Source organism: Ideonella alba (genome assembly GCF_018069845.1).
GTDB classification, from domain to species: domain Bacteria; phylum Pseudomonadota; class Gammaproteobacteria; order Burkholderiales; family Burkholderiaceae_C; genus Ideonella; species Ideonella alba.
The window spans coordinates 163,514-188,068 of the sequence record NZ_JAGQDD010000004.1 but is presented as its reverse complement, the minus strand read 5'-3'; the positions used below and the strand labels follow the sequence as shown (position 1 = coordinate 188,068).

The following is a 24,555-nucleotide window of genomic DNA, read 5'->3' as shown; positions in this document are numbered from 1 at the left end:
GCTGCCAGAAGCGTGTTGCTGCGGCCTTAAGCCAGGGTCACCAGCTCGGCGCCGTCGCGCAGCAGACCGCCGCTGAGGATGCGGTAGCTGTCCATGTCGAAGCCCGGGGCGCTGCGATCCAGGGTGCGCGCCGCGTCCAGCGTGTCAGCGCTGCCCAGGTAGCACCAGTGGCGCAACACATGCACCTGCTGCCAGCCGGTCTCGTCGCGCTCGACCAGGCCGACGGCGCCCGGGTGCGGCCAGACCAGCAGGCGCAGCGCCGCCAGCGCGGCGCGCAGCCGGGCGTCGTGCGCGGCGGGCGTCTCACGGCCGGCGCAGACGCCGCCACAGCGGCCGATGCTGGCGCGAAAACAGGCCCCGCTGCCGCGCCAGGCGCGCTCCATGCCCAGGCGCTGCAGGCACAGCCGGTGCTCGTCGGCCATCGCGCGCAGCGCACCCTGGGCCGCATGGCGGCTGGCGAACAGGCCGTGCAGGTGTGGCGTGGTGGCGAAGTCCACCCGCGTGGTGTCGACCAGTTCGGGCCGCTCGGTGCCGTCGGCCCCGTCGGCCAGACGCCAGGCATGCAGGTGGCGCACCCGGCGCAGGCGCTGGTTGTGCAGCGGCTGCAACTGCTTGACCAGGGCCGCTTCCAGCAGCAGCGCGCCCACCTCGCCGGGGGTTCGGCGGTGCTCGATGCGCAGGCTCTGCGCCACCCAGCGGGCGCTGTCGGGGTCGCGCAGGTGCGACAGCACGCGGCTGCGCAGGTGGATGCTCTTGCCGATGTACAGCGGCAGTGTGGTCGAGCGGCCCCAGAACAGGTAGACGCCGGGGGCCTCCGGCAAGGCCTCGGCCTGGGAACGCAGGGCGTCGGCCTGGGAACGCGGGTCCTCAGCCACGGCGCGCGCGGCGCTTGAGCCAGCGCATCAGCGCGCCCAGCACGGGCAACTGCTCGTACAGCTCCTCGGCAGCGTCCCAGTAGTCGCGGTGCAGCGTCACGCGGCCTGCGGCGTCGAAGCGCAGGTGGGTGGCGCCGCGGATGCGGCGTTCGGCGTGTTCACCGGGCAGCGTGAACAGGAAGTCCCAGGTCAGGAAGGCCTGCTCGCCGCCATCCACCCGCTCGGTCACCACGAAGCGCGGGCCCTGCAGGCGGCGGAACATGTGCTCGAACACCGCCTCGATCGCGGCGATGCCCTGGACCTCGTTGAAGGGGTCCTTGAAGCGGGCCTCGGCGGCATAAAGCTGCGGCAGCCGGGCCAGGTCGGCGGGCTGCAGGCGTTCGTAGAAATCGACCAGCAGGTCCAGCGGGCTGATCGGTGGCGTCATCGGCAGCGTCATCGGCGGGTGAGGCGTCGCACCAGCGGAAAGTACCACGCGTAGGGCAGGCAGCGCAGCAGGTCCAGCCAGAACGTGAAGCGGCGCGGAAAGTCGATCATGAAGCGCCCGCGCGCCCAGCCGGCCAGGATGGCCTGGGCGGCCTGAGCCGGGGTGATGACGGCGGGCATGCGGAAGTCGTTGACGGCGGTCATCGGGGTCTCGACGAAGCCGGGCGTCACCACGCTGATGCCCACGCCCAGCGGCGCCAGCTCCAGGTGCAGGGCCTCGCTGAAGTGGGTGAGTGCGGCCTTGGTGGTGCCATAGGCCAGCGCGTTGGGCAGACCGCGGTGGCCGGCCACGCTGCTGACCAGGCTGAGGTGGCCATGGCCGCGCGCGCGCATCGGCCGCAGCACCGCCAGCGACAGCGCCACGGCGGCGTCCAGGTTGACGGCGCGGTGCTGTTCCCAGCCGCGCAGGCTCAGCTCCCGGGCGCCGCCGGGCTCGTAGTGGCCGGCGCAGTAGCAGACCAGGTCGGGCGGGTTGGACGAGAACAGGCGCTCCACCGAGGCCTCCAGCGCGGCGGCGTCGGTCACATCCAGCGCGATCGGCCGCAGGCCCGGGTGCTGCCGCTCCAGCGCCTGCAGCGCATCCAGCCGGCGCGCCGACACCGTCACACGGGCCCCGCGCTCATGCAGCGCGGCGGCCAGCGCGGCGCCGATGCCACTGCTGGCACCAACGATCCAGACGTGGCGCTCGCGCCAGTCGGCCAGGGGAGGATTGAGGCTCATGGGGATCGGGTGAATGAGATCAGCACCTCGCCGAGTGTCACTCCGAATTTGCTCATCACCGCGCGGTTGAGCAGCACGCGCTCGTCGACCAGCCACATCCAGTCGTCGAATTGCACCTCCCACTCGCGGCCGTCGATCGGCAGGCGCAGCGTGTAGCGCCAGTTCAGCGCATTGCCGGCGGCCTCGCCGCTGGCCAGGCCCACCACGTCGTCGGCCTGGCCCTGCCAGCGGCCGTTGCCCAGGTGGGTCAGGCGCCAGACGCGGCGCTGGGTGCTGCCGTCCGAGTAGGTGAAGCGCTCGTCCAGCTCGCCCTGTTCGCCCTGCCAGCGGCCGTCGATCTGCACCGTGAAGCGCTTCACCACGCGGCCGAAGCGGTCCTGGAACACGCCGTGCGCCATCACCCGGCCGGCGAAGTACTGGCGCAGGTCGAGCAGCGGCTTCTCGGCCGCATGGTCGGCGATCGAGGGGTGGGCGCAGCCGGCCAACTGGGTCAGCGGGATGCCGGCGCTGGCCAGCAGCAGGTGGCGGCGTTTCATGCGAGATCCTCCGGGTGAGCAGCCCACAGCCGCCACAGCAGCAGTGCGGCCAGGGCCTTCAGGGCGCAGGGCAGCAGCGCGTAGACCGCGGCCAGCCAGGCCAGCGCGGCCGGGTCGCGCTCGCCCGGCTGGTAGCCCAGCGCGGCCAGCAGCGGCAGCACCGCGCCGGCCGCCAGGGCCAGATTGAGCTTGGTGACGACCTGCCACCAGCCGACATAGGCGCCGTCGTGCCGACCGCGGTCGCCCGCGCGGCCGATCACGCCCGACAGCAGCGCCCCGGGCAGGGCCAGGTCGGCCCCCAGCGCGGCGCCTGCGGCCAGGCAGACCGCCAGGAACCAGGGCGCGTCGCCCGCGTCCAGCGCCGCGGCGCCGATGAACGCCAGGATGGACAGCCCCATGCCGGCCATCCACGACCGTGCCAGGCCCCAGCGCGCCACCGCCCGCAGCCACAGCGGCAGTGCCGCGGCCGCAGCGCCGAAGTAGGCCGCCAGCAGCAGGCCGGGCCAGGGGGCGGCGGCCTGCAGGCGGTCGGCGATGTAGAACAGCACCAGCGTGGCCGGGATCGCGCTGGCAATGCCATTGAGCGCGAACACCGCCAGCAGGCGGCGGAAGGCAGCCTGCTGCCAGGGGCGTCGCCAGTCGCCGGCGTCGGCGGCGGCCACCGGCTGCGGCCGGGGCGCGGCGGTCCAGGCCCACCAGCCCATGCCCAGCAGCAGCGCGCACAGCGCCAGTGACGCAGCGTAGCCGGCCAGCTCCGGCGTGACCGAGGCGGCCAGCACGCCGGCCAGGCCCAGGCCTTCGCGCCAGGCCACGATGCGGCCGCGCTGCAGCGCATCACCACCCAGCCGCGCGCCCCAGCCCTGGTGGGCGATGGCCAGCGCGCTGGCACTGGCGCAGGCCAGCAGCAGCGTCAGCGCCGCGCCCGGCCACTGCAGGGCGGCGGGCCAGGGCGGGAAGAAGAGCAGCCACATCGTCAGCGCCATCACCACCGCCGCGCCGGCCCCAAAGGCCAGCACGCGGCCCGGCGAGCGGGCATGCAGGCGGTCGACCCAGCGGCCCAGCAGCGGGTCGATCAGCGCGTCGGCCAGGCGCGAGGCCAGCAGCAGCGTGCCCAGCGCGGCCAGCGGCCAGCCCAGGGTCTGCGCGTAGTGGTGCGGCAGGTGCACGTACAGCGGCACGCTGGCAAAGGCCACCGGTGCGCCCAGCAGCCCGTAGCGCCAGCCCGCGCCAGCGTCGGCCGCGGCACTCACGGGGCGACCCTCGGGGCGGCGCGCCGACGCGCGGTGAAGCGGCCCGGTGCGCTCATCCCGCCTCGGCGAAGGGTCCCAGCAGGGCGCGGCGCAGCGCGGGCTCGGAGGTGCGTGGCGACAGCCAGATGCCGAAGAACAGCTTCGAGAAGCGCGCATCGCGCAGCACGCCCAGCGAGCGGCCATCGCCGCGCAGGAACTCGGCACCTTCGCCCGGGCGGTGCAGGCCGCTGAGTGATTCGCCGGCGCGCACGTCGGGCAGCAGCGCGGTGAGCTGGCTCTCCCAGCGTGCCGCCTGGGTGTCGTCGAAGTTCTCCTGGCGGCGCATCTCGGTCAGCGATCTGCGGGCGATGTCGGCGCCGCTGAAGGCGCGCCGGTAGGCCAGCTCCAGCGCCAGCGGCGCCGCGGCGAAATCAGCGGCGCGAAAGCCCGGCGCCACCCACAGCCGCGCCACATAAACCTCGAAGCCCCAAACCTTGAACAGCGATTCGCCGGCCGGCTGCAGGCCGGCCTGGCGCGCGCTGGGTTCGTGGCCGTGGGCGGCCAGCGGGGCCAGGGCAGCGGCCAGCAGCGTGCGGCGGTGCATGGTTCAGTCGGCGTGGGCCAGCGTGACGTGCAGCACGTCGATGTCGCCCTGGGTGAAGCCGGCCTCGCAGTAGGCCAGGTAGAACTCCCAGGTGCGCTGGAAACGCTCGTCGAAGCCCAGGCCGGCGGCCTCGGCACGCCTGGCCAGGAAGCGCTCGCGCCACAGCGCGCAGGTGCGGGCGTAGTCGGGGCCGAAGGCCATCGCGTCGACCACCTTCAGGCCGGCCGCAGCGGCCTCCTGGCGGATGGCTTCGGGGCTGGGCAGGCAGCCGCCGGGGAAGATGTACTGCTGGATGAAGTCGGTGCCCTGCAGGTAGCGCTCGAACAGCTCGTCGCGGATCACGATGCTCTGCAGGCAGACCCGGCCGCCCGGCGCCAGCAGCTTCTTCAGGCTGCGGAAGTAGGTGGGCCACCATTCGCGGCCGACCGCCTCGATCATCTCGACCGAGCAGATCGCGTCATACGGGCCGTCGTCGATGTCGCGGTAGTCCTGCAGACGCAGGTCGGCCTGCAGACCGGCCTTGGCCAGGCGCTCGCGCGCCCAGGCCAGCTGCTCGGTGGACAGCGTCACGCCGGTGAGCTGCGCCCCGGCGCCGGCGGCGGCTTCGGCCAGCGCGCCCCAGCCGCAGCCGATCTCCAGCACGCGCGAGCCGGGTTGCACGCGCGCCTGCTGCAGCACGCGCTGCACCTTGGCGTGCTGGGCCTCGGGCAGGCTGCGTTGGCGGTCGCCGGCGAACCAGGCCGACGAGTAGTTCATCGTCTCGTCCAGCCACAGGCGGTAGAAGTCGTTGCCCAGGTCGTAGTGGGCATGGATGTTCTTGCGGCTGTTGGCGCGGGTGTTGCGGCGCATCAGGTGACGCAACCGATAGGCCAGCCGGCCCCACCAGCGGCCGAAGATCGCTTCGTCCAGCACCGGCCGGTTGGCGGCCAGCACGCGCAGCAGCAGCGGCAGGTCAGGGGTGCTCCAGCGGCCGTCGATCCAGGCCTCGGCGAAGCCGATGTCGCCGGACTTCAGCGCGGCCGAGAAGGGTGTCCAGTCGTGCAGGTGCAGCTGGGCGTGCAGCGGCGCGTCGTGGGCACCGAAGTGCTGCACGGCGCCGCCGGGCAGTTGCAGCGTCAGCTGGCCGTGCTGCAGGCCGCCGAGCAGGCGCAGCACGGTGCGGGCGGCAGCGGGGGTGTCGCCGGGCAGCGCCAGGGACAGCGGGGAGCGCAGGGTGCGGGTGTTCATCGGGGGGCCTCTCGATGACGTCGGTCAGCGGGTGACGAAGCGCGCCGGCGGCGCGGGCTTGGAGCGGAAACCGGTGCGCCGCCACCACAGGCCCAGGGCCTGCCAGTGGATGCGCCAGACGATGCCCAGCGTCAGCAGCGGGTGGCGCAGCCAGGCGCGGCGCAGCGCCACCGGCGTGACGGGTTCCAGCGCGCCGCTCCAGCTGGTCTGCAGTAGCGCGCCCTGGGCGTCGTCGTGGTCGACGCGCACCACCACGCGAGGCGCTTCGCCGGGGCGCTGGGTGCGCAGCAGGCGGAAGCGGTAGCTGCCGGCCACATCGCAGAAGGGCGAGACATGGAAGACCTTGTCGGCGCGCAGCTCCTGGCCTTCGCGCGGGTCATCCAGCAGGTAGCAGTGGCGCTCGCCGAAGGTGTTGTTGACCTCGGCGACGACCGCGCGCAGCGTACCGTCGGCGCGCTCGCACCACCAGAAGCTGACCGGCTTGAAGGTGTGGCCCAGCACGCGCGGGAAGCACTGCAGCCAGGCCTCGCCGCTCGCATCGGTGATGCCCTCGCTGCGCAGCAGCTCGTCCAGCCAGGCCAGCGCGCCGCCGTCCTCCGGGCCGCGGCCGTCGCCGTGGTCGCGGTCCCAGAAGGCGATCGGCGCCCAGCGGTTGCGCGGCAGCGCGCCCGGCGCGCGCTGCAGGCTGCGCATGGGCAGCATCAGGAAGGCGCTGGGGTAGGCGAAGGCGTGGCGCTGCGGACGCAGCCGCGTGTGCCGCACCTGGCCGAAGCCCAGCTGGGCGGTGTTCACGCGGCCTCCAGCGCGCGCGGAGGCTGCTCGGCGATGCGCAGCGCCAGCGCCTCGGCCACGCGCTGGCCGGCGGCCAGGCCGTCCTCGTGGAAGCCATAGCCGGCCCAGGCGCCGCAGAACCAGGTGTGGTGCTGACCCTGCAGCGCCGGCAGGCGGCGCTGGGCGTCGATCGCGGCCTGGTCGAACACCGGGTGGGCGACGTCGAACTCGCCCAGCACATGCTGGGGCGCGATCGGCCGCAGCGGGTTCAGCGACACCACCACCGGCTGCGACCAGGGCAGCGGCTGCAGGCGGTTGATCAGGTAGTGCAGGCAGACCTCGCGCGTGCCCTGGCCGGCGCTCTCGAAGTTCCAGGCCGCCCAGGCGGCGGTGCGACTGGGCAGCACCGACGCGTCGGTGTGCAGCACGGCGCGGTTGGGCTGGGTGCGGATCGCGCCCAGCACCGAGCGCTCCAGCGCGTCGGCCTGCTCGCCCAGCAGCGCCAGCGCCTGCGGGGCATGGGTGGCCAGCACGACCTCGTCGAAGGCCTCGCTGCCCTGGTCGGTGTGCACCCGCACCCCGCCGGGCAGGCGCTGGATCGCGCGCACCGGGGTATCCAGGCGGGCATCGGCCAGACCGGCGACGATGCGCCGCACGTACTCGCGGGAGCCACCGCGCACCGTGTACCACTGCGGCCGGTCGCTCACCTGCAGCAGGCCGTGGTTGTGGCAGAAGCGGATCATCGTGGCCACCGGGAAGCGCAGCATCTGGTCGGTGGGGCAGCTCCAGATGCAGGCCAGCATCGGCAGCAGGTAGTGCTCGCGCAGCGCGGTGCCGAAGCGGTGGCGGTCCAGGAAGTCCTGCAGCGGTTCCTGCAGCGCGGCCTCCTCGCCACTGTCGGCCAGGCGGGTGCACAGGCGGTTGAAGCGCAACAGATCGCTCAACATGCCCCAGAAGCGCGGGCGCAGCAGGTTGCTGCGCTGGGCGAAGACCGTGTCCAGCGAGTGGCCGCTCCATTCCAGCGGCCCCTGCGCGGTGGGGGCCTGCACCGAGAAGGACATGTCCGACGGCGCCGTGGGCACGTCGAGCGCGTCGAACAGGCGCAGCAGCCGCGGGTAGGTGCGGTGGTTGAAGACGAGGAAGCCGGTGTCCACGCCGTGGGTCACCGGGCCCTGGGCGGTGGGCAGCGTGACGTCCACGGTGTGCGCATGGCCGCCGAAGTGCGAGCCCGCCTCGAACAGCGTCAGCTCGGCCTGCCCGCGCAGCGCATGGGCGACCGCGAGGCCGGAAATGCCGGAGCCGACGATGGCGATTCTCATGAAGAGTCCTTGTGTGCGGGCTGAGGAGTGCGACCCCTGGGAACCCGTACGAGCGATGCGCCCGCACGGATGAGCGACGTGGACAGTATCCAACAAACTACCGTTTTGTCTACGACAAAATGGTTATTCACTTGGAGATGTCCAGGATCGTCCTCGACAATGCGGCCATGCCCCCAATGTCGACACGGTCTTCGCCCGACGCGCCCGAGCGCCCGCCGGCGGCGACCCACGGCATTGCCGACGTGGTGCGCGAGACCGGCCTGAGCAAGGACACGCTGCGGGTCTGGGAGCGGCGCTACGGCTTCCCGACGCCCGAGCGCGACGCCCAGGGTGAGCGCCGATACGACGAGGCCCAGCTGCAGCGCCTGCGCCTGATCCGCCGCCTGCTCGATGCCGGCCACCGGCCGGGACAGGTGGTGCCGCTGCCGGTGGCGGAGTTGCAGGCCTTGTGCGGGCAGCCCCCGGCCGGGCGCCGTCCGCGCGCGCGCCATGCCCGCGCCGCGCAGGTTGCGGCGCAGTCCCTGGGCGCGTTGGATCCGTCCTGGCTGGCGCTGGTGCAGGCGCACCGCACCGACGCTTTGCGCGCCGGCCTGCAGCAGCAGATGCTGGCGCGCGGGCTGCTGGCCACGCTGCAGGAGGTGGTGGCGCCGCTGGCCGCGCAGGTGGGCGAGGCGTGGTCGCGAGGTGAGCTGTCGGTGTTCCAGGAGCACCTGTTCACCGACACCGTCGAGGCCTCGCTGCGCGAAGCCACCGCGGCGCTGGCGCCCGGCGCCGCCGCCCCGGCACGGCCGCCCCGCGTGCTGCTGACCACGCTGCCGGGCGAGCAGCACACGCTGGGCCTGCTGATGGCGCAGGCGGCGCTGGCCCTGCAGCGCTGCGAGACCGTGATGCTGGGCCCGGACACCCCGGTGGCCGAGATCGCCGAGGCCACGCGCCGGCTGGCGGTCGATGTGGTGGCGCTGGGCACCAGCCGCCTGGCCCAGCCGCGCGCGCTGCGGTCGGGCCTGCAGAGCCTGCGCACGGCGTTGCCGCCGGCCGTCGGCCTGTGGGTGGGCGGACCGGTGCAGGCGCTGCTGGGGCCGCGCCCACCGCAGGGCGTGCAGGCGGTCGCGCGGCTCGATGAACTGCCGGCGCTGGTCGAGGCCTGGCGCGCCGCCTGACCCAGCTCAAGACTCGGCCACGCGGGCCGATGTATCACCGATACACAGCCCTGCGTCCTGGTTGATGTCCAGTTGCCCGTCGTCTTCCCCTGCCCGCTGCCTGCCCTGGATGGACTGGCTGTGGGCGGGCGCGCGCAGCCAGGCCAGCGTGACGACCCGCCGCAAGATCATGCAGGTCAACCTGGGCGCTGCGGGGGTGGCGCTGACCATCCTGGCCTACTTCGCCTATTACCAGTGGAGCGGCAATCCGGCGCTGGTGCGCACGGGCTGGGCACAGTTGCCCTTCGTGCTGGGTGTGCCGCTGGTCTGGCGCCTGAACGCGCAGGGACGTGACCAGCAGGCGCGCTGGCTGGTGTTCGCGCTGGCGATGGGCGGCACACTGGCGGCGGTCCTGGCGGGCATCGGCACCGCCCTGGGCGCCCACATCTACTTCCTGCTGTTCGCCGTGCTGACGCTGGCCTTCTTCCCGCTGGCGCAATGGCGCTCGGCGCTGGTGCTGTCGCTGTGCAACGCGCTGATCTTCCTGGCATTCGACCAATGGGGCTGGCCGGCCCACGCGTCGCTGCAGGCGCTGCCCGCGGCCACCCAGAAGTCGATCAGCCAGTCGCTGGTGGTCGGGTGCATCACGGTGGCGATTGCCCTGACCGCGCTGAGCGAGTGGGCCGCCGACCTCAACGAACAGCGCCTGCTGGCCCTGGCCGACACCGACGCGCTGACCGGCCTGCGCAACCGCCGCGCGCTGCTGGAGGCGCTGCAGGGCGAGGTGGCGCGCGCGCGCCGCAGCGGCCGGCCCCTCAGTGTGGCGGTGCTGGACCTGGACCACTTCAAGAGCGTCAATGACCACCACGGCCACGAGGCCGGCGACCAGGTGCTGCGCCAGTTCGCCGAGCTGATGCGGCGCGAGCTGCGCGGCTACGACACCGGCGGTCGTCTGGGCGGCGAGGAGTTCGTGGTGCTGATGCCGGACACCGACCTGGCGCTCGCCGTGGCCAGCATCGACCGCCTGCGCGCCGCCCTGGCGGCCCGGCCGCTGGCCTGGATCGACGAGCAGGTGGACATGACCGTCAGTGCCGGCGTGGCCTGTCTGAGCGCCGAGGACGAGGGCGACGGCAGCGATCTGCTGCGCGCCGCCGACCTGGCGCTCTACGCCGCCAAGCGCGACGGCCGCAACCGGGTCAGAACCGCGTTGTGACCGCGCCGGTGACGCGGTAGGCGGCGTCCACCAGCGGCAGCCAGCGCCACTTGTCGAAGCTGGTGCAGGGGTGCGAGATGCCCAGGCCGATGATCTCGCCCACCTCGGGCGCGGGGTCTGCGGCGTCGAAGCGCAGGTAGGCGTGCTGGTCGTTGAGCCGGCTGATCTGCCAGCCGGCCGGCACCGGCGCCGCGGCGGTGTCGCCCGGCTGGGCGCGCCACAGCGGCAGCGGCAGGTCCATGTCGAAGGACACATCGCGCTTGCCGCAGCCCAGCAGCGCCAGCCCGGGCTCGGGCACCGACTGCACCGCGGCCAGCACTTCCAGCGCCGGCTGCAGCGTGGTGGCCTGGCGCAGGCGCAGGCCCATGCACTGCAGATGGCGGTGGTAATGGACGTGGTCGTGCGTCAGGTAGCAGCCCGAGCGCAACACGCCGCGCACCGGCACGCCCAGGTCGGGCTGCAGCCGCGCCGCCACCAGATCGAACACCGAGGAGCCGCCGGCGCTGAGGATCAGCGCCGCGCCGCCGGTGTCGAAGGCGCCCTCGGCCAGCAGCGCGCGGGCCAGCGCGTCCACCCGGTCCATCAGCGCGTTCACCGCCGGCACATCCTGGGCGTCGTTGCAGGTGGCCAGCGCGCCCTCGTAGCACTCCAGGCCCGCCAGGCGCAGCGCCGGGCTGGCGGCGATGCGCCGTCCCAGCGCCAGGGCCTCGTCGTGGTGGCGCGTGCCGGTGCGCTGGCCGGCCAGGCCCAGCTCCAGCAGCACGTCAAAACGCCGGGCGCTTGCGCGCGCCACCTGCCAGGCCTCGATCAGCGCCACCTGGGCCGGTGAGTCCACCAGGAACCACAGGCGCAGCGCCGGGTCGCGGTCCAGCAGCCCGGCCAGCGTGTCCAGCTCGGCCGCCTGCACCACCTGGTTGGCGATGACGATGTTCGCCATGCCGTGCCGCGCGGCCTGCGCCGCCTGCCAGGCGGTGGCCACGCTCAGGCCCCAGGCGCCGGCCTCGCGCTGCAGCGCCCACAGCTCGGGCGACATGCTGGTCTTGCCATGCGGCGCCAGGCTCAGGCCGCGCTCTGCGCAGAAGTCGCGCATCCAGGCCAGGTTGTGGCGCAGCGCGTCCTCGCGCAGCACCGCCAGCGGCAGGGCCAGGTCGCCGCGCAGCAGCTGCCAGCCCTGGGCGCCGATGGCCGACAGCGGCAGCGGCGGGTGCAGCGGCGGGAAGCCCTTGAAGTCGTGGTCGATCAGCATGGACCGATCGTAGCGGCCTGGCACGGTTGGGCTGATCGAGAACTGATCGAAAAGTGATCCAGCGCCTGCTGCGCTCGATGAGCCGCGTTCCTAACATTCGGTCACACCCCTTTCACCGACGGAGTACCCATGGCTGCCAGCCGATCGACCACCGACTACGACTTCAGATTCCGCGCCCCGTTCGACATCAATGGCGATGCCCGCAACGTCTGGCTAGGCAACGGCGACAACGCCTTCACGATCACCGGCAGCGCGGTCTCGATCAGCGCCGGCCTTGGCAACGACCGCATCGTCGTTGGTGACAGCGTGGACCAGGTGCAACTGGGCGAGGGGAACAACCAGCTGGAGGTGGGCGCGGCCAGCCGCGACGGTGTGGTGCGGGTCAAGGTGCTGGGCGGCGGCCAGGGCGATGACCGCGTCGTCATCCATGGCGACCTGGACAGCGCCAGCCTGGGCAATGGCCAGAACGACGTGGAGGTGGCGGGCAGCCTGGCCAGCCTCAGCACCGGCTCGGGCGATGACCGGGTCCAAGTGGGCGGCAACCTGGCCTCGGCCAGCCTGGGCGATGGCCGCAACGATGTGGCGGTGACCGGCCACCTGGCCAGCCTCAGCACCGGCAACGGTGACGATGTCGTGGTGGTGCAGGGCAACCTGGCCTCGGCGTCGCTGGGCTTCGGCCAGAACCGCGTCCAGGTCGATGGTCACCTGGCCAGCCTGTCGACCGGAAACGGCGACGACCTGGTCGTGGTGAAGGGCGATCTGGACTCGGCCTCGCTCGGCTTCGGCACCAATGACGTGACGGTGGGCGGCGATCTGGCCAGCATTTCCACCGGCCACGACAACGACACGGTCCGGGTGGCCGGTGACCTCGACAGCGCCAGCCTGGGCGCAGGCACCAACTTCCTGCGCGTGGGCGGTGATCTGCACAGCGTCTCCACGGGCTGGCAGCAGGACAAGATCATCGTCTTTGGCGATCTGAATTCGGCCAGCGTGGGCGATGGGCGCAACTGCGTCGAGGTGGGCGGTGACCTGGGCTCCTACTCGGGCGGCTCGGGCATCGACTCGCTGAATGTGCGCGGCGACGCCGGGTCGATCAGCTTCGGCTTCGGTGACAACGTGCTGCTGGTGGGCGGTGACGTGGGCAGCGTCTGCTTCGGCAACGACAACGACCGGGCGGTGATCGATGGCAGCGTGCACTCGATCAACATGGGCTACGGCAACAACAGCCTGGCCGTTGGCCAGAACATGGGCAACCTGTGCACCGGCGACGGGACCGATCTGGTCAGCGTGGCGCTGAACGTCAATGACGTGGTGCTGGGCGGCGGCAACGACCTGATGTTCATTGGCGGCAGCGCCAACGCGCTGAACCTGGGCTCGGGCAATGACCAGCTGCAGGTCAACGGGTCCGTTCGCTCGCTGGAAACCGCCGATGGCGATGACCTCGTGCTGCTGGGCCGCAACGCCGGGGTGGTCCACCTGGCGCAGGGCGACGACCAGATCACGCTGGGCGGTTTCGACAACGGCACGCTGGTCAACGGCAGCCTGGGCCACGACAGCCTGAGCCTGGTGGGCACGGCGGCCGATTACCGCGTGGACGCCCTGGCACCGGACACCTGGCGCATCACCGACGCGGCAGGACGCCAGATGACGGCCTATTCGATCGAAGAGGTGCACTTCACGCCCGCGTTGGGGAGCATCGCCCTGGACCTCAGTTTCATCAACGATGTGCGCAACTTCCCCTGCTTCACGGGCCTGAATCCGCCGCCGGTGCCCTGAACCGCAGGAACCTCCTGGCAGGCAGGTATGCTTGCGGCTCGCCACGACTGATCTGCCAGGAGCCTGCCATGCATGCTGTTCGACTGTCTCTCGCCGCTGTCCTGTTGGGGCTGTCGGCCCACGCCTCCGTCTGGGCGGAGAGCTTTGCCTCCTCGGCGTCGTCGGCCGGCTCGGCTTCGCTGGGCAGCAGCTCCGACTCGGTCCAGGGGTCGAGCAACTCGTCCAGCCGGCCTGCGCAGGTGGCGCAGGGTGACTACCGCATCGTGCAGATCGCCGAAGCGGGGGACGCCACCGGCCGGTTGCGGGTGAGCCTGCAGGCGATCGATGGCGCTGGGGCGCAGGACTTCGCGCTGCTGCTGCCGCCCGCGGCGGCGCAGGCGGGCCAACTGGCGGTGGGCGGCGTGGTCAGCGCGACCGACCGGCCGTACGGCACCGAACTGCGCAGTGCAGCCACCCAGGCCGCCTTCTTCCTGGTGGTGGCCGACGACTGGCACGCCGAACTGCAGACCCGCGCCATCTGAGATCGACCCGCCGCATGGCCTGGCGCCGCGCGCTGGCGGCTGGGGCGCTCGCGCTGCTGTGCGCATCGGCGGTCCAGGCCCGTTGGTCCGTCTGGTGCAGCCAGCCGCTGCAGCCCAACGCCACCCAGCACGATCGGCTGCTGCGCTTCGGCGCGGTGTTGCGTGAGCGCCTGCGGCAGTCGACCGCACCGGCGGTGCTGGTGTCGCGCTCGGGCACCAACCTGCACTGGCTCGGCCAGCGCTATTCACACGCGGGTGTGGCCCTGCGTGACAACCCGCTGGCGCCCTGGGCTGTGCGCCAGCTGTACTTCGCGTGCGAGGAGCAGCGCTCACGCGTCTTCGACCAGGGCCTGCCCGGCTTCCTGCTGGACTTTGCCGACCCCGATGAAGGCTACGTCTCGCTGCTGCTGCTGCCCCCCGAGGCGGCTTCTGCGCTGGCCCGTGCGGCGCTGGACGAGACCTCGGCGCTGGGCGTTCTGGAGCCGCGCTACAACGCCGCCAGCTACCCTTTCGACCTGAGCGACCAGAACTGCAACCAGTGGCTGCTGGAGTTGATGGCACGCGCCTGGGGGGCGCCGCCGGGGCGGGCCGGCGCCCAGGCCTGGCTGGCCGAGGCCGGCTACCGGCCCGCCCATGTGGAGACCGGTGCACTGCAGGGCCTGGCCCCCTTCATCCCGTGGGTGCGCGGCGGCGGCCAGCCGCGCGAGACGCTGCAGCAGGGGGTCTGGCAGGTCAGCCTGCCCAGCTCGATCGAGGACTTCGTGCGGCAGCGCTACCCGCAAGCCAGGCGCATCGAGCTGTGCCATGACGGTCGGCGGGTGGTGCTGCGCGAGAACGGCCCGCCCATCGCCGACGGCTGCCGGCCAGCCCCCGGCGATGTGCTGACGCCGCTGGACTAGGGGCTGTTCACACGACCGGAAGGGTTGCGAAGGCCCTAAGGTTCGAAGTGCATCGCACTGAGCAGGCGCGGCAGTCGGGGCGCGGCTTGCCGCGCGTCAGGCCAGGCCCTGGCCCAGGCCGGCCGGGCGCCTGCCACCAGGGCCAGGGCTTGGGCATGCTGCTCAACGGCGCCCGCGGGGTCGCTGCTGGCCTGGCAGCGGCGTGCCTGCACCAGGCGGCCCAGGGGGTGCTGGTCGGCCCACGGGCCCAGGCCTGAGATGATCACGTCGGCCGCCCCCAGTCGGGCGTCTTCCAGGTGCAGCCAGGCCAGGTCCAGCGCCGCCAGCGCGGGCTCGTGGCCACGATCAGGCTGGCGCGATACCTCGGTCAGGCACGCTGCGGCGTCGTCGCGCCGGCCGGCGTCCAGGGCATCGCTCGCTGCGGCATGGGCCAGCACGCCGGCCAGCTCGACGTCACGCGGCAGACGGCAGTGGGCGCGCAGCGCCGCTTCCAGTGCCTGGCGCAACGCGTGCTGGCCACGGCGCACCGCCAGCCGCAGCAGTGGCACGGTCCACGCGCGCCAGACGGCGTAGCCAGGCCCGTTGGGCGCCTCGGCCCGGGCATGGACCAGCGCCCAGGCCTGCTGCGCCGCGGCGGCGTCGCCGCTGAGCAGGTCGACCAGGCCTTGCACGCCGGCCCGTCCGCACTCGACCAGCGGATGCTGCAGCTCGGGCTGTGCGCCATAGAGCGCCAGCAGTCGACGCGCACGACCCAGGTCCATGCGGTCCAGCAGCATGTGGGCCGCCGTGGTCAGGGCCGAGCCCAGGTAGGGCAGGAAGCCCTCCCTCTCCAGTGCGTCCATCGCCTGGTCCAGGTGCGCCTGCGCACTGTCCAGCCAGCCCATCAGGCCATCGACCTCGACCAGGCTCAGCCCGGTGTGGATCGTCGAGCGCACATGCGGCACACGTTGCTGCCAGAGGTCCGACGCTTCCTCCAGCCGTTGTCGCGCCAGGGCCAGCTGGCCGCCGAGCAGATCGAACATCGACGCCCCGGTCAGCGCCTGACCCAGGCGCTTGAGGTTGCCACATCGACGGCACAGGCGGATGACCTCGCCGAACGCCTGCTCAGCGTCGGCGAGGTCGCCGCGGCGGCCCGTCAGCACGGCGGCGTTCAGGCGCACCATCAGGGCCCAGTCCTGGTCGCCCTGGCCCTCGCACTGCTTCAGGGCCAGCCGCAGCTGCGTCTGCACACCGGCCGCGGCCTCGTCACCTCCGTGCTGCGTGTAGGCCAGCGCCAGCGCCAGGTGGGCCGGCGCCATCAGCGCGGCCCGCGCGGACTGCTGCTGAAGCTGGGCCACCAGCCGTTCGCCGAAGGCCACCGCCTGCGGGTCGTTCATCACGAACTGGGTGCGCAGCAGCTGCAGCTGCACGTCGGGCTGCTGCGGCTCCAGGTCGACCACCACCTGCAGCAGCGGCCTGGCCTTGGCGTACTCGCCGCGCAGGAACAGCTCGCAGGCGCGGGCAAAGGCTTCCACCACGAACGGGTCGGGCGAGATCGCGGCCAGCGCGGTGCCGGCGCCCGAGGTCAGCAGCGCCTGGACCGACTCCGCCCAGCGCAGCGCCAGCGAGTGCCAGTGCGGCCCGCGCAGGCTGGTCACCGGCACCCGCCGGCCATCGCTGTAGACCAGGTCGCCGTGCAGCCACAGCAGGTCGGACTGGCGGGTCAGGCGCCCCTGTACCACCACGTCCAGACCCAGTTCACGCAGTGCGCGCAAGGCCAGGTCCTGGGCGGGCGCGGGCTCTTGGGCCGCGCGGGCGTATTCGGCCATCGTGGCGCTGCCGATCAGTGACAGGCGGGTGTCGGCCTCCAGCATCTGCGCGGCCAGGGCCGGCAGGCCCAGGCACAACCACTGCAAGGTCGGGTCGCCGGTGTAGTTCATGCAGGGCAGCATGCCCACCCGGAGACTGCCGCTGTGCGGGGCCGGGGCGGCGCGCGGCGCCCGCGGGGCGCCGGCCCCGTCGAGCTCCTGAACCGGATGGACGAAGCGGTAGCCCACGCCACGCGCGCTCTTGAACCACTCGGTCGGCGCGCCGCGCTCCAGGGCGCCGCGCAGCTTGAGCATGGCCTGCGGCAGCACGCCGGGCGAGGTCACCCGGCCTGCCCACACACGGGCCAGGATCTCTTCGCGGGCGACCACGCGGTGGCGCTGATCGACCAGCAGGTGCAGCAGGTCGAACAGGCGCGGACCGAGTGCGACCGGCTGGCCGTCGTGGCGCAGCTCGCGCTGGGCGACATCGAGCTCGAAGGGCCCGAAGGCGAATCGCTGGACCGAAGGCATCAGGGGGTGTTCGTGCAGAGGTGGTGGGCACCCGTGAGGATGGGCAGGCGTCGCCCGAGCAGCGGCCCCGACCCTCGCCTCGACCGCTGAGCAGCGCTGCCGGTCCCGCCTGGCGCTGCCCAGGGTATTTGACTACGATGGTACGCAGACCCTCTGTCCACACGCAAGGAGTTGGCTATGCGACGTGTCACTGGCATCGGCGGCATCTTCTTCAAGGCGCGCGACCCGCAGGCCCTGGCCGCGTGGTACCGCACCCACCTGGGTCTGGCGGTCGATGGCTGGGGCGGCGTGGCCTTTCGTTGGGCCGACGACAACCCTGCTGGTGCGGGCACCACGATCTGGACGCCGTTCAAGGACGACACCGCCTACTTCGCGCCGAGCACCGCGCCCTTCATGGTGAACTTCCGGGTCGAGGATCTGCACGGCCTGCTGGCCGCGCTGCGGGCCGAGGGCTGCCAGGTGCTCGACAAGGTCGAGGAGTCCGAGTACGGCAAGTTCGGCTGGGTGCTCGATCCGGAAGGCAACAAGCTCGAGCTGTGGCAGCCGCCGCCGGGCCAGTGAGCACCGACCGCGTTCACGGCGGTGACTGGTGTTGGCGCGCCAGCGCCCGGCACCAGCGGGCCAGCTGAGCGCGCAGGGACGCGGGGTCGATCAGCTCGACCTCGGGCGCCAGACCCATCACCAGGCGCACGGCCTGCTCGGCAGTCTCGATCGGCAGGCTCAGCCGGCGCCAACCGGCGGGCGACGGCGCCGGCGTGGCGCGGGCCACGGCCTGCGCCGCGTAGTCGCCCAGTTCGGCCAGTCGCCGACAGCCTTCAGGCGAGGCCCGCAGCGTGGCGCGCAGCGGCCGCAGCTCGCGCTCGAAGCGCTCGACTGAGGCCTGCCACCAGCGGGCCAGATCGAAGTCCGGGCGTCGCTCGACCACCTCGTCCAGCACGGTCAGCGCCTGGACCTGCGTCACCTTGAGCGTCATCGTGCGTGCGCCGGCCGCGACCACGGCGTACCACTGGCCGGCCTTGAGCACCAGACCCAGCGGTTCGGCCTGGTAGCGGCGTGGGCCCTTCCAGCTCTGGTAGTCGATCAGCACCCGGCGCCCATCCAGCACCGCCTGCGCCAGCGCCGGCAGGTGCGGCACCGCGTCTGGCGCGTGGTACCAGCCCAGTGGGTCGACATGGAAGCAGGCCTGCAGCCGCCCGCTGAGCGTGGCCGAGTCACCGGGCAGCGCGGCCAGCAGCTTGGCGCCGGCGCGGCGGGCCGCATCGCCCAGGCCCAGCTCACGGGCGGCGGCGGGCAGCGTCAGCAGCGGCAGCGCGCGGGCCTCGTCGGCGTCCAGGCCGGTCAGCTGGGTGCGCCAGCCGGCGTGCAGCTGGAAGCCACCGCCCGGACCGCGCTCGCCATAGACCGGTACACCGGCTGCCGACAGGGCCTCGATGTCGCGGTGGATGGTGCGCGGCGATACCTCGAACTCGGCCGCCAGCTGCTCGGCCGTGAGCCGCTGGCGCAGCTGCAGCAGGATCAGGATAGACAGCAGGCGACTGGCACGCATCGGGAATCATCATGACATGAGCTGTCATGAATAGGCCGGCAGCATGCCGACCATTGCGACCCAAGGAGCCTGGATGAGCACCGATGATCCCGACCGCCGAGACCTGCTGCAGACCCTGGCGACGATCGCACTGGCCAGCGCCGCGCCTGCCGCCACGGCTGCGCCGGCCGCCGAGCCGCTGCCCTTTGTCCCCACCGACGCACCCGAGCCCGGGCCGGCCATGCTGCGCGCGCCGCTGCGCCAGCGCAGTCCGGGCCGTCCGGGGCAGTTCGGCTTTCTGGACGGCCACTGGCGCATCCGGCATCAGCGCCTGCGCGCCGGCCTGGGCTGGGACGGCTTCGAGGGCGAGGCCAGCTGCTTCAGCGTCCTGGGAGGGCTGGCCTCGGTGGAGGAATTGCGCATCCCGGCGCGGCGCTTCTCGGGCATGGGCCTGCGGCTGCTGGATGTGCAGCAATCCCTGTGGCATGACGTCTGGGTGGGCGCGGCCAGCGGCGTGCTGGCGGGCCCCGGCCAGCCTGGCAGCTTCGAGGACGGCGCCGGGATCTTCGACAGCCAGGACGAGGAGCAGGGCCGACCGGTGATCTACCGCGGCGTGTGGGACCGCATCACGCCGCGTAGCTGCCGCTGGCAGCAGGGCAGCTCGCACGATGGCGGGCGCAGCTGGGCGCTGAACTGGTCGATGGACTGGGAGCGCGTGGGCTGAGGCGCTCAGCCTTCCTCATCCGGCGCATGCACCACCGTAACCGGCACGCCGGCGTGGTGCAGCAGCGCCTGGGCCACGCTGCCCAGCCGGCCGCTGTCGATCAGACCGGGCTGACCAGCGCCGACGATCACGCCGTCGCAATCCTCGGATTCGGCGAGGTCGCGCAGCACGGTGGCCGGCTCGCCGTGCACCACCAGCTCGGTGTAGGGCACGCCGGCGCCCCGCAGCATCTGGCCGGCCGCTTCCAGTGCGTGGTGGCCGGCGCCCTCGCTGGCGCGGTCCAGCAGTGCCGGGTCAGGCGCCAACACCACCTCGTAGAGATGCGGCGGCTCCTGGGCATTGGCCAGCACCACGGTGATCGACAGACCGGCCAGCTTCAGGCCGATCGCGTGGCGCACCGCGGCCAGAGCGGCCGGGCTGCCGTCGACGGGGAGCAGGTAGCGCATGGGATCTCCTGACAGTGGGGATGAGACCATCGTAGCGCGCAGGGGCTTGGCGTGGCGGTGCTAAGCTGACCGGCTGATCCCGCTCAACCTGCCCTCACAAGAACCCTGGAGACGCCCCATGCCCGGACTGCTGCCCGACGTCGACCCCGACGGCCTGCTCGAATACTCGGTGGTCTACACCGACCGCGCCCTGAACCACATGTCGAAGAAGTTCCAGGGCGTGATGGGTGACATCTCGCGCACCCTGAAGGCCGTCTACGGTGCCGAGGCCGCGGTGGTCATTCCCGGCAGCGGCAGCTTCGGCATGGAAGCGGTGGCGCGCCAGTTCGCCACCGGCCAGAAGGTGCTGGTGCTGCGCAATGGCTGGTTCAGCTTCCGCTGGACGCAGATCCTGGACATGGGCGCCATCCCGTCCGAGCAGCGCGTGCTCAAGGCGCGCCCGGTGGGCCCGGGCGCACAGCAGCCCTGGGCGCCCGCCTCGCTGGAGGAGGTGCGCGCCGCGATCGCCGACCAGAAGCCGGCGGTGGTCTTCGCGCCGCACGTGGAAACCGCCAGCGGCATGATCCTGCCCGACGACTACCTGAAGGCCGTGGCCGATGCGGTGCATGCGGTGGGCGGGATCTTCGTGCTGGACTGCATTGCCAGCGGCACCGTGTGGGTGGACATGGCGGCCTTGGGTATCGACGTGCTGGTCAGTGCGCCGCAAAAGGGCTGGAGCGCCGAGCCCGGCTGCGCGCTGGTGATGCTGGGCCAGGGTGGACTGAAGCGCCTGGACGAGACCACCAGCACCAGCTTTGCCGCCGACCTGAAGAAGTGGCACCAGATCATGCAGGCCTTCCTGGCCGGCGGCCACGCGTACCACACGACCATGCCCACCGGCGCGCTGACGCGCCTGCGCGATGCGATGGCCGAGATGGAGCAGCGCGGCTTTGGCGTGCTGAAGGAACAGCAGTGGGCGCTGGGCCGCGCGGTGCGCGCGATGCTGGAGGGCCGCGGCATCCGCTCGGTGGCCGCCCCCGGCTACCAGGCCCCGGGCGTGGTCGTCAGCTACACCGAGGACCCCGGCATCCAGAACGGAAGCAAGTTCATCGCCCAGGGCCTGCAGACGGCGGCCGGCGTGCCGCTGCAGTGCGACGAAGGCGCCGATTTCAAGACCTTCCGCCTGGGCCTGTTCGGCCTGGACAAGCTGGCGAATGTGGAGCGCAGCGTGGCCTCGCTGGCGGCGGCGCTGGACCGCATCGGCTGAACATGCAGCGCCTGACGATCTCGGTCGACGACGAGCTGGCCGAGGCCTTCGAGGCGGTGATCCGCGAGCGCGGTTACGCCAACCGCAGCGAGGCGTTCCGTGACCTGCTGCGCACCGAGCTGGGTCGCACGCACCAGGCGGCGCACCCGGACGGTCCCTGCATCGCCACGCTCAGCTACGTCTACAACCACCACCAGCGACAGTTGGCAGCGCGCCTGACCGATCTGCAGCACGACCACCACGAGCTGACCGTGTCCACCACCCACGCCCACCTGGACCACGAACACTGTGTGGAGGTGGTGATCCTGCGCGGCGCGGCGCGTGCGGTGCAGGCCTTTGCCGATGCGGTGATCGCCCAGCCCGGCGTCAGCCACGGCCAGCTGCACCTGGTGCCGATGGTCGAGCAGCACGGCCACGGCCACGCCCACCTGGTGCCGGCCAGCGGGCACGTCCACCGCTGATCGAGCCCTGACCGGGCTGGCGTCCAGATCGGCAACACACTGACCGAGGGTTCTCCCCAGGGTCGGCGGCTGCATCCAAGGCAGCGATGAGGGCGTAATCGCTTGGCACGCAACTTGTATGAAGATGCTGAAATTCTTCATACGCTGACGCCATGCACGACCTGCCCACTGACTGGACCGCCCTCTGCGCCCTGGTCTTCCTGCTCGGGATGCGCCACGGCTTTGACGCAGACCACCTGGCCACCATCGACGGCCTGACGCGCCTGACCCGGCGTCGCGGCGGTGCGTTCGCGCGCTGGTGTGGCGCGCTGTTTTCGCTGGGCCATGGCGCCGTGGTGTTGCTGATCGCCGCGCTGGTGGGCTCGGCCAGCGCCCAGTGGGTGCCGCCCGAGTGGATGGATGGCTTTGGCACTGGCGTGTCGATTGCCTTTCTGCTGGGCCTGGGCGTGGTCAATCTGCGAGCGGTGCTGGCGGCGGCGCCGGGCGAGCTGGTGGCGCCGGTGGGCCTGAAGGGCCGCTGGCTGGGCCGGCTGGCACAGGCGCGCAGCCCGCTGGGCGTGGCCGGCGTGGGCGCGCTGTTCGCGCTGTCCTTTGACACCCTCAGCCAGTCGGCGCTGTTTGCCGCCACCGCCACGCAGTTCGGCGGCGTGGGTCGCGCGCTGGTGCTGGGCGGCCTGTTCGTCACCGGCATGCTGGTCACCGACGGCCTGAACGGCTGGTGGATCGCCCGGCTGATCGCCCGGGCCGACCAGATCGCGGTGGTCGCCTCGCGGGTGATGGGCGCGGCGGTGGCAGGCGTGAGCCTGCTGGTGGCTGCGCTGGGCGTGGCCCGCTGGACCTCGCCGGCCTTCGAGGCCTGGACCGAGGGCCATGAACTCGCCTTCGGCACCACGGTGCTGATGGTGATCGCGCTGGGCTACGGCCTGGCGCTCTGGCTGGCGCGACGCGCACGGCCCATGACCACCCCCTGACGAGGAGATACCCATGCACACGCTGCGCCTGAAGGCGCTGGCGGGGGCGGCTGTGGCCGCTTGCGCCAGCCTGAGCCACGCCGAAGACGCCCCACAGACCGTCGAGGTCAGCGGCCGCCATTACGACAACGCCGTGGGCAGTAGCGACGCCGCCTCCGAGGGCGTGATCCGCGCCGAGCTGCTGAAAAGCCGGCCGGCGCAGCGCCCGGGTGAGGTGCTGGAGTTCGTGCCCGGCGTCATCGTCACCCAGCACTCGGGCGACGGCAAGGCCAACCAGTACTTCCTGCGCGGCTTCAACCTGGACCATGGCACCGACTTCGCCACCACCGTGTCGGGCATGCCAGTCAACATGCCCACCCACGGCCATGGCCAGGGCTATTCGGACCTGAACTTCCTGATCCCCGAGCTGGTCGACCGCATCACCTATCGCAAGGGGCCGTACTTCGCCACGCATGGTGATTTCGCGTCGGCGGGTGCCGCCGACATCGCCTACCGCATGCGGCTGGACGCGCCCTTCGTGCAGCTCACACTGGGCGAGCACGGCTACCGCAGCGCGGTGGGCGGCGGCTCGACCGAACTGGCCCCCGACACCACGCTGCTCGGTGTTGTCGAAGGGATGGTCAACGACGGCCCCTGGACCGTGCCTGAGAACCTGCGGCGCCGCAACGGCGTGCTCAGCCTCAGCCAGGGCTCGCGGGCCCAGGGCTGGTCGGCCAGCGCCATGGCGTATGACGCGCGCTGGACCAGCACCGACCAGGTGCCGCAGCGCCTGATCGACGCCGGCACCTACCAGGGCCGGCCGTTTGGCGCCTACGACTCGCTGGACCCCAGCGACGGCGGCAGCACCTCGCGCGCCAGCCTGTCGGGCGAATGGCACCGTACCGACGACGCCGGCGAGACCCGCGTCTCGGCCTACGCGATGCGCTACCGTCTGAAGCTGTTCTCCAACTTCACCTACGCGCTGGAGCGCCCGGCCACCGGCGACCAGTTCTCGCAGCAGGATGCGCGCAGCGTCTACGGCCTGCGGGCCGCGCGGGCCTGGCAGCTGAGCGACACGTTGCGCATCGAGCTGGGCGCCCAGCTGCGCCACGACCGCATCCGCGTGGGCCTGTTCGACACCCAGGCGCGCCGCATCCTGGCCACCACCCGCGAGGACGATGTGGTGCAGACCCAGGCCGCGCTCTACGCCCAGGCCGCCTGGCAGGCCACGCCCTGGCTCAAGGCCATCGCCGGCCTGCGTGCCGACCACGCGCGCTTTCGCGTTGACAGCCTGAAGGGCGATGCGATCGCGGCGGCCAACTCGGGCCGCGCCAGCGACCAGCAGCTCTCGCCCAAGCTGAGCCTGGTGCTGGGCCCCTGGGCGAAGACCGAGCTCTTCGTCAACGCCGGCCGCGGCCTGCACAGCAACGATGCGCGCGGCACCACCGCCCACCGCGATCCGAAGATCGGTGACCCGGTCGATCCGGTGCCTGGCCTGGTGCCGCAGCGCGGCTGGGAACTGGGCCTGCGCACCGAGGCGCTGCCGGGCCTGCAGAGCTCGCTGGCACTGTGGCAGCTGCGCTCGGCGTCGGAGCTGGTCTATGTGGGCGATGCCGGCGCCACCGAGGCCAGCGAGGCCAGCACCCGCCGCGGCATCGAGTTCAACAACCGCTGGACGCCCAGCCGCCACTGGCTGCTCGACGCCGACTTCGCCTGGACTCACGCCCGCTTCGACAACGGCGACCGTATCCCCAACGCGGTGGACCGCGTGGCCTCGGTGGCGGCCACACTCAAGGATTGGGGCGCCTGGTCGGCCAGCCTGCAGTGGCGCTACCTGGGCAGCGGCGCGCTGATCGAGGACAACAGCCAGCGCTCGCGGCCAGCCTCAACGCTGAACCTGCGGCTCTCGCGGGACCTGGGCGCCTGGATTGGCCGCCCGACCACGCTGACGCTGGACGTCTTCAACCTGACCAACCGGAGGGTGGATGACATCCAGTACTGGTACGAGTCGCAGTTGCCCGGCGAGGCCGCGCCGGTGGAAGACCGAATCGTGCACCCGGCCGAGCCGCGCAGCCTGCGACTGACGCTGGCGCTGAGCTTCTGAACGTCCAAGGGCCGGGCCGGGGCCCCCCTCAAGGGGGATACAGCGCCAACCAGCCCGGCATCACAATCGCCGGACACTGCGACGTGGGGCGATATCTGATCCGGCCCCAGAGCCGCCATGCAGGCCCTCGTGGCCAGGGACGGCACGATGATCCAGCTCAGAACAGCCCCTCCATCTCGGCTTCGTGCCGTAAGCTCGCTGGTCGGCCAGCGCGCCTGAC

At 72.2% G+C, this 24,555-nt stretch carries 24 protein-coding genes; 11 read left to right on the top strand and 13 right to left on the bottom strand.

The window, feature by feature from the left end; genetic code table 11:
* Positions 1-26: 26 nt before the first annotated feature.
* The 9 genes from KAK03_RS08535 to KAK03_RS08495 are packed head-to-tail and all read right to left on the bottom strand — an operon-like array spanning position 27 to position 7,767.
* Positions 27-875, bottom strand: coding sequence for an endonuclease (locus tag KAK03_RS08535; protein ID WP_210853356.1), 849 nt, complete (start codon positions 873-875; stop codon positions 27-29).
* Entirely contained in the window at positions 868-1,302 is a 435-nt protein-coding gene (locus KAK03_RS08530; RefSeq protein WP_210853354.1) for a nuclear transport factor 2 family protein, read from the bottom strand. Before KAK03_RS08530 ends, KAK03_RS08535 begins: the two co-directional genes overlap by 8 nt.
* Before the next feature lie 8 nt (positions 1,303-1,310).
* Positions 1,311-2,081, bottom strand: coding sequence for an SDR family NAD(P)-dependent oxidoreductase (locus KAK03_RS08525; RefSeq protein ID WP_210853352.1), 771 nt, complete (start codon positions 2,079-2,081; stop codon positions 1,311-1,313).
* Positions 2,078-2,617 (bottom strand): DUF3833 domain-containing protein, encoded by a 540-nt coding sequence (locus KAK03_RS08520; protein WP_210853350.1) that lies wholly within the window; start codon positions 2,615-2,617, stop codon positions 2,078-2,080. The genes KAK03_RS08525 and KAK03_RS08520 overlap by 4 nt, the downstream gene beginning before the upstream one ends.
* Positions 2,614-3,867: an MFS transporter gene (locus tag KAK03_RS08515; protein ID WP_310738513.1), complete on the bottom strand. Its 1,254-nt coding sequence runs from the start codon at positions 3,865-3,867 to the stop codon at positions 2,614-2,616. The genes KAK03_RS08520 and KAK03_RS08515 overlap by 4 nt, the downstream gene beginning before the upstream one ends.
* Before the next feature lie 52 nt (positions 3,868-3,919).
* Positions 3,920-4,450: a chalcone isomerase family protein gene (locus KAK03_RS08510; protein ID WP_210853346.1), complete on the bottom strand. Its 531-nt coding sequence runs from the start codon at positions 4,448-4,450 to the stop codon at positions 3,920-3,922.
* A 3-nt stretch (positions 4,451-4,453) separates the two neighbouring features.
* Entirely contained in the window at positions 4,454-5,677 is a 1,224-nt protein-coding gene (locus tag KAK03_RS08505) for an SAM-dependent methyltransferase (RefSeq protein ID WP_210853344.1), read from the bottom strand.
* Between the two features lie 24 nt (positions 5,678-5,701).
* On the bottom strand, positions 5,702-6,469 hold the full coding sequence (locus tag KAK03_RS08500; RefSeq protein ID WP_210853342.1) for a DUF1365 domain-containing protein: 768 nt from the start codon (positions 6,467-6,469) through the stop codon (positions 5,702-5,704).
* Positions 6,466-7,767: an NAD(P)/FAD-dependent oxidoreductase gene (locus KAK03_RS08495; protein WP_210853340.1), complete on the bottom strand. Its 1,302-nt coding sequence runs from the start codon at positions 7,765-7,767 to the stop codon at positions 6,466-6,468. The genes KAK03_RS08500 and KAK03_RS08495 overlap by 4 nt, the downstream gene beginning before the upstream one ends.
* Positions 7,768-7,934: 167 nt before the next feature.
* Between KAK03_RS08495 and KAK03_RS08490 the strand changes: the two genes are divergently transcribed.
* Both KAK03_RS08490 and KAK03_RS08485 read left to right on the top strand, forming a co-directional pair.
* Positions 7,935-8,927: a MerR family transcriptional regulator gene (locus KAK03_RS08490; protein WP_210853339.1), complete on the top strand. Its 993-nt coding sequence runs from the start codon at positions 7,935-7,937 to the stop codon at positions 8,925-8,927.
* 109 nt (positions 8,928-9,036) lie between these two features.
* The gene (locus tag KAK03_RS08485; RefSeq protein ID WP_210853337.1) at positions 9,037-10,119 is read left to right on the top strand and encodes a GGDEF domain-containing protein; all 1,083 of its coding nucleotides are present in this window, start codon (positions 9,037-9,039) and stop codon (positions 10,117-10,119) included.
* Here KAK03_RS08485 and KAK03_RS08480 read toward each other — a convergent pair.
* Positions 10,103-11,365 carry an alanine racemase gene (locus KAK03_RS08480; protein ID WP_210853335.1) on the bottom strand — a complete coding sequence of 421 codons (1,263 nt, stop codon included), beginning with the start codon at positions 11,363-11,365 and terminating at the stop codon, positions 10,103-10,105. The two genes, KAK03_RS08485 and KAK03_RS08480, sit on opposite strands and share 17 nt — an antisense overlap.
* A gap of 129 nt (positions 11,366-11,494) precedes the next feature.
* Between KAK03_RS08480 and KAK03_RS08475 the strand changes: the two genes are divergently transcribed.
* The 3 genes from KAK03_RS08475 (at position 11,495) to KAK03_RS08465 (ending at position 14,561) form a co-directional block, all read left to right on the top strand.
* Positions 11,495-13,141, top strand: a complete 1,647-nt coding sequence (locus KAK03_RS08475) for a hypothetical protein (RefSeq protein ID WP_210853333.1) — start codon at positions 11,495-11,497, stop codon at positions 13,139-13,141.
* A gap of 68 nt (positions 13,142-13,209) precedes the next feature.
* The gene (locus KAK03_RS08470) at positions 13,210-13,662 is read left to right on the top strand and encodes a hypothetical protein (protein WP_210853331.1); all 453 of its coding nucleotides are present in this window, start codon (positions 13,210-13,212) and stop codon (positions 13,660-13,662) included.
* 14 nt (positions 13,663-13,676) lie between these two features.
* The gene (locus tag KAK03_RS08465; protein WP_210853329.1) at positions 13,677-14,561 is read left to right on the top strand and encodes a DUF2145 domain-containing protein; all 885 of its coding nucleotides are present in this window, start codon (positions 13,677-13,679) and stop codon (positions 14,559-14,561) included.
* A gap of 35 nt (positions 14,562-14,596) precedes the next feature.
* Here KAK03_RS08465 and KAK03_RS08460 read toward each other — a convergent pair whose 3' ends face one another.
* A complete protein-coding gene (locus tag KAK03_RS08460) occupies positions 14,597-16,879 on the bottom strand; it encodes a winged helix-turn-helix domain-containing protein (protein ID WP_210853327.1) in 2,283 nt (760 codons plus the stop codon).
* Between the two features lie 177 nt (positions 16,880-17,056).
* On the opposite strand from KAK03_RS08460, the gene KAK03_RS08455 reads away from it, so the two are divergent.
* Positions 17,057-17,440 (top strand): VOC family protein, encoded by a 384-nt coding sequence (locus KAK03_RS08455; protein WP_210853325.1) that lies wholly within the window; start codon positions 17,057-17,059, stop codon positions 17,438-17,440.
* 13 nt (positions 17,441-17,453) lie between these two features.
* Here KAK03_RS08455 and KAK03_RS08450 read toward each other — a convergent pair whose 3' ends face one another.
* Positions 17,454-18,425 (bottom strand): helix-turn-helix transcriptional regulator, encoded by a 972-nt coding sequence (locus KAK03_RS08450; protein ID WP_210853323.1) that lies wholly within the window; start codon positions 18,423-18,425, stop codon positions 17,454-17,456.
* A gap of 73 nt (positions 18,426-18,498) precedes the next feature.
* On the opposite strand from KAK03_RS08450, the gene KAK03_RS08445 reads away from it, so the two are divergent.
* Positions 18,499-19,128 carry a hypothetical protein gene (locus KAK03_RS08445; RefSeq protein WP_210853321.1) on the top strand — a complete coding sequence of 210 codons (630 nt, stop codon included), beginning with the start codon at positions 18,499-18,501 and terminating at the stop codon, positions 19,126-19,128.
* Positions 19,129-19,133: 5 nt separating this feature from the next.
* On the opposite strand, the gene KAK03_RS08440 is transcribed toward KAK03_RS08445, so the two are convergent.
* A complete protein-coding gene (locus tag KAK03_RS08440; protein ID WP_210853319.1) occupies positions 19,134-19,574 on the bottom strand; it encodes a universal stress protein in 441 nt (146 codons plus the stop codon).
* Positions 19,575-19,692: 118 nt separating this feature from the next.
* Between KAK03_RS08440 and KAK03_RS08435 the strand changes: the two genes are divergently transcribed.
* The 4 genes from KAK03_RS08435 to KAK03_RS08420 all read left to right on the top strand — a co-directional run bounded on the left by KAK03_RS08435 (position 19,693) and on the right by KAK03_RS08420 (position 24,335).
* Positions 19,693-20,820, top strand: a complete 1,128-nt coding sequence (locus KAK03_RS08435) for an aminotransferase class V-fold PLP-dependent enzyme (RefSeq protein ID WP_210853317.1) — start codon at positions 19,693-19,695, stop codon at positions 20,818-20,820.
* Positions 20,821-20,822: 2 nt separating this feature from the next.
* A complete protein-coding gene (nikR, locus tag KAK03_RS08430; RefSeq protein WP_210853310.1) occupies positions 20,823-21,281 on the top strand; it encodes a nickel-responsive transcriptional regulator NikR in 459 nt (152 codons plus the stop codon).
* Positions 21,282-21,433: 152 nt separating this feature from the next.
* Positions 21,434-22,252, top strand: a complete 819-nt coding sequence (locus KAK03_RS08425) for a HoxN/HupN/NixA family nickel/cobalt transporter (protein WP_210853309.1) — start codon at positions 21,434-21,436, stop codon at positions 22,250-22,252.
* Between the two features lie 13 nt (positions 22,253-22,265).
* Positions 22,266-24,335: a TonB-dependent receptor gene (locus tag KAK03_RS08420; protein WP_210853307.1), complete on the top strand. Its 2,070-nt coding sequence runs from the start codon at positions 22,266-22,268 to the stop codon at positions 24,333-24,335.
* The last annotated feature ends 220 nt before the right edge of the window (positions 24,336-24,555 follow it).

Excerpts from the sequence above, each read along its gene's own strand:
- KAK03_RS08530 (WP_210853354.1), bottom strand. The coding sequence starts at position 1,302 with ATGACGCCACCGATCAGCCCGCTGGACCTGCTGGTCGATTTCTACGAA.
- KAK03_RS08525 (WP_210853352.1), bottom strand. The coding sequence starts at position 2,081 with ATGAGCCTCAATCCTCCCCTGGCCGACTGGCGCGAGCGCCACGTCTGG.
- KAK03_RS08520 (WP_210853350.1), bottom strand. The coding sequence starts at position 2,617 with ATGAAACGCCGCCACCTGCTGCTGGCCAGCGCCGGCATCCCGCTGACC.
- KAK03_RS08510 (WP_210853346.1), bottom strand. The coding sequence starts at position 4,450 with ATGCACCGCCGCACGCTGCTGGCCGCTGCCCTGGCCCCGCTGGCCGCC.
- KAK03_RS08505 (WP_210853344.1), bottom strand. The coding sequence starts at position 5,677 with ATGAACACCCGCACCCTGCGCTCCCCGCTGTCCCTGGCGCTGCCCGGC.
- KAK03_RS08495 (WP_210853340.1), bottom strand. The coding sequence starts at position 7,767 with ATGAGAATCGCCATCGTCGGCTCCGGCATTTCCGGCCTCGCGGTCGCC.
- KAK03_RS08490 (WP_210853339.1), top strand. The coding sequence starts at position 7,935 with ATGCCCCCAATGTCGACACGGTCTTCGCCCGACGCGCCCGAGCGCCCG.
- KAK03_RS08485 (WP_210853337.1), top strand. The coding sequence starts at position 9,037 with ATGGACTGGCTGTGGGCGGGCGCGCGCAGCCAGGCCAGCGTGACGACC.
- KAK03_RS08480 (WP_210853335.1), bottom strand. The coding sequence starts at position 11,365 with ATGCTGATCGACCACGACTTCAAGGGCTTCCCGCCGCTGCACCCGCCG.
- KAK03_RS08475 (WP_210853333.1), top strand. The coding sequence starts at position 11,495 with ATGGCTGCCAGCCGATCGACCACCGACTACGACTTCAGATTCCGCGCC.
- KAK03_RS08470 (WP_210853331.1), top strand. The coding sequence starts at position 13,210 with ATGCATGCTGTTCGACTGTCTCTCGCCGCTGTCCTGTTGGGGCTGTCG.
- KAK03_RS08465 (WP_210853329.1), top strand. The coding sequence starts at position 13,677 with ATGGCCTGGCGCCGCGCGCTGGCGGCTGGGGCGCTCGCGCTGCTGTGC.
- KAK03_RS08460 (WP_210853327.1), bottom strand. The coding sequence starts at position 16,879 with ATGCCTTCGGTCCAGCGATTCGCCTTCGGGCCCTTCGAGCTCGATGTC.
- KAK03_RS08455 (WP_210853325.1), top strand. The coding sequence starts at position 17,057 with ATGCGACGTGTCACTGGCATCGGCGGCATCTTCTTCAAGGCGCGCGAC.
- KAK03_RS08450 (WP_210853323.1), bottom strand. The coding sequence starts at position 18,425 with ATGCGTGCCAGTCGCCTGCTGTCTATCCTGATCCTGCTGCAGCTGCGC.
- KAK03_RS08445 (WP_210853321.1), top strand. The coding sequence starts at position 18,499 with ATGAGCACCGATGATCCCGACCGCCGAGACCTGCTGCAGACCCTGGCG.
- KAK03_RS08440 (WP_210853319.1), bottom strand. The coding sequence starts at position 19,574 with ATGCGCTACCTGCTCCCCGTCGACGGCAGCCCGGCCGCTCTGGCCGCG.
- KAK03_RS08435 (WP_210853317.1), top strand. The coding sequence starts at position 19,693 with ATGCCCGGACTGCTGCCCGACGTCGACCCCGACGGCCTGCTCGAATAC.
- nikR (WP_210853310.1), top strand. The coding sequence starts at position 20,823 with ATGCAGCGCCTGACGATCTCGGTCGACGACGAGCTGGCCGAGGCCTTC.
- KAK03_RS08425 (WP_210853309.1), top strand. The coding sequence starts at position 21,434 with ATGCACGACCTGCCCACTGACTGGACCGCCCTCTGCGCCCTGGTCTTC.
- KAK03_RS08420 (WP_210853307.1), top strand. The coding sequence starts at position 22,266 with ATGCACACGCTGCGCCTGAAGGCGCTGGCGGGGGCGGCTGTGGCCGCT.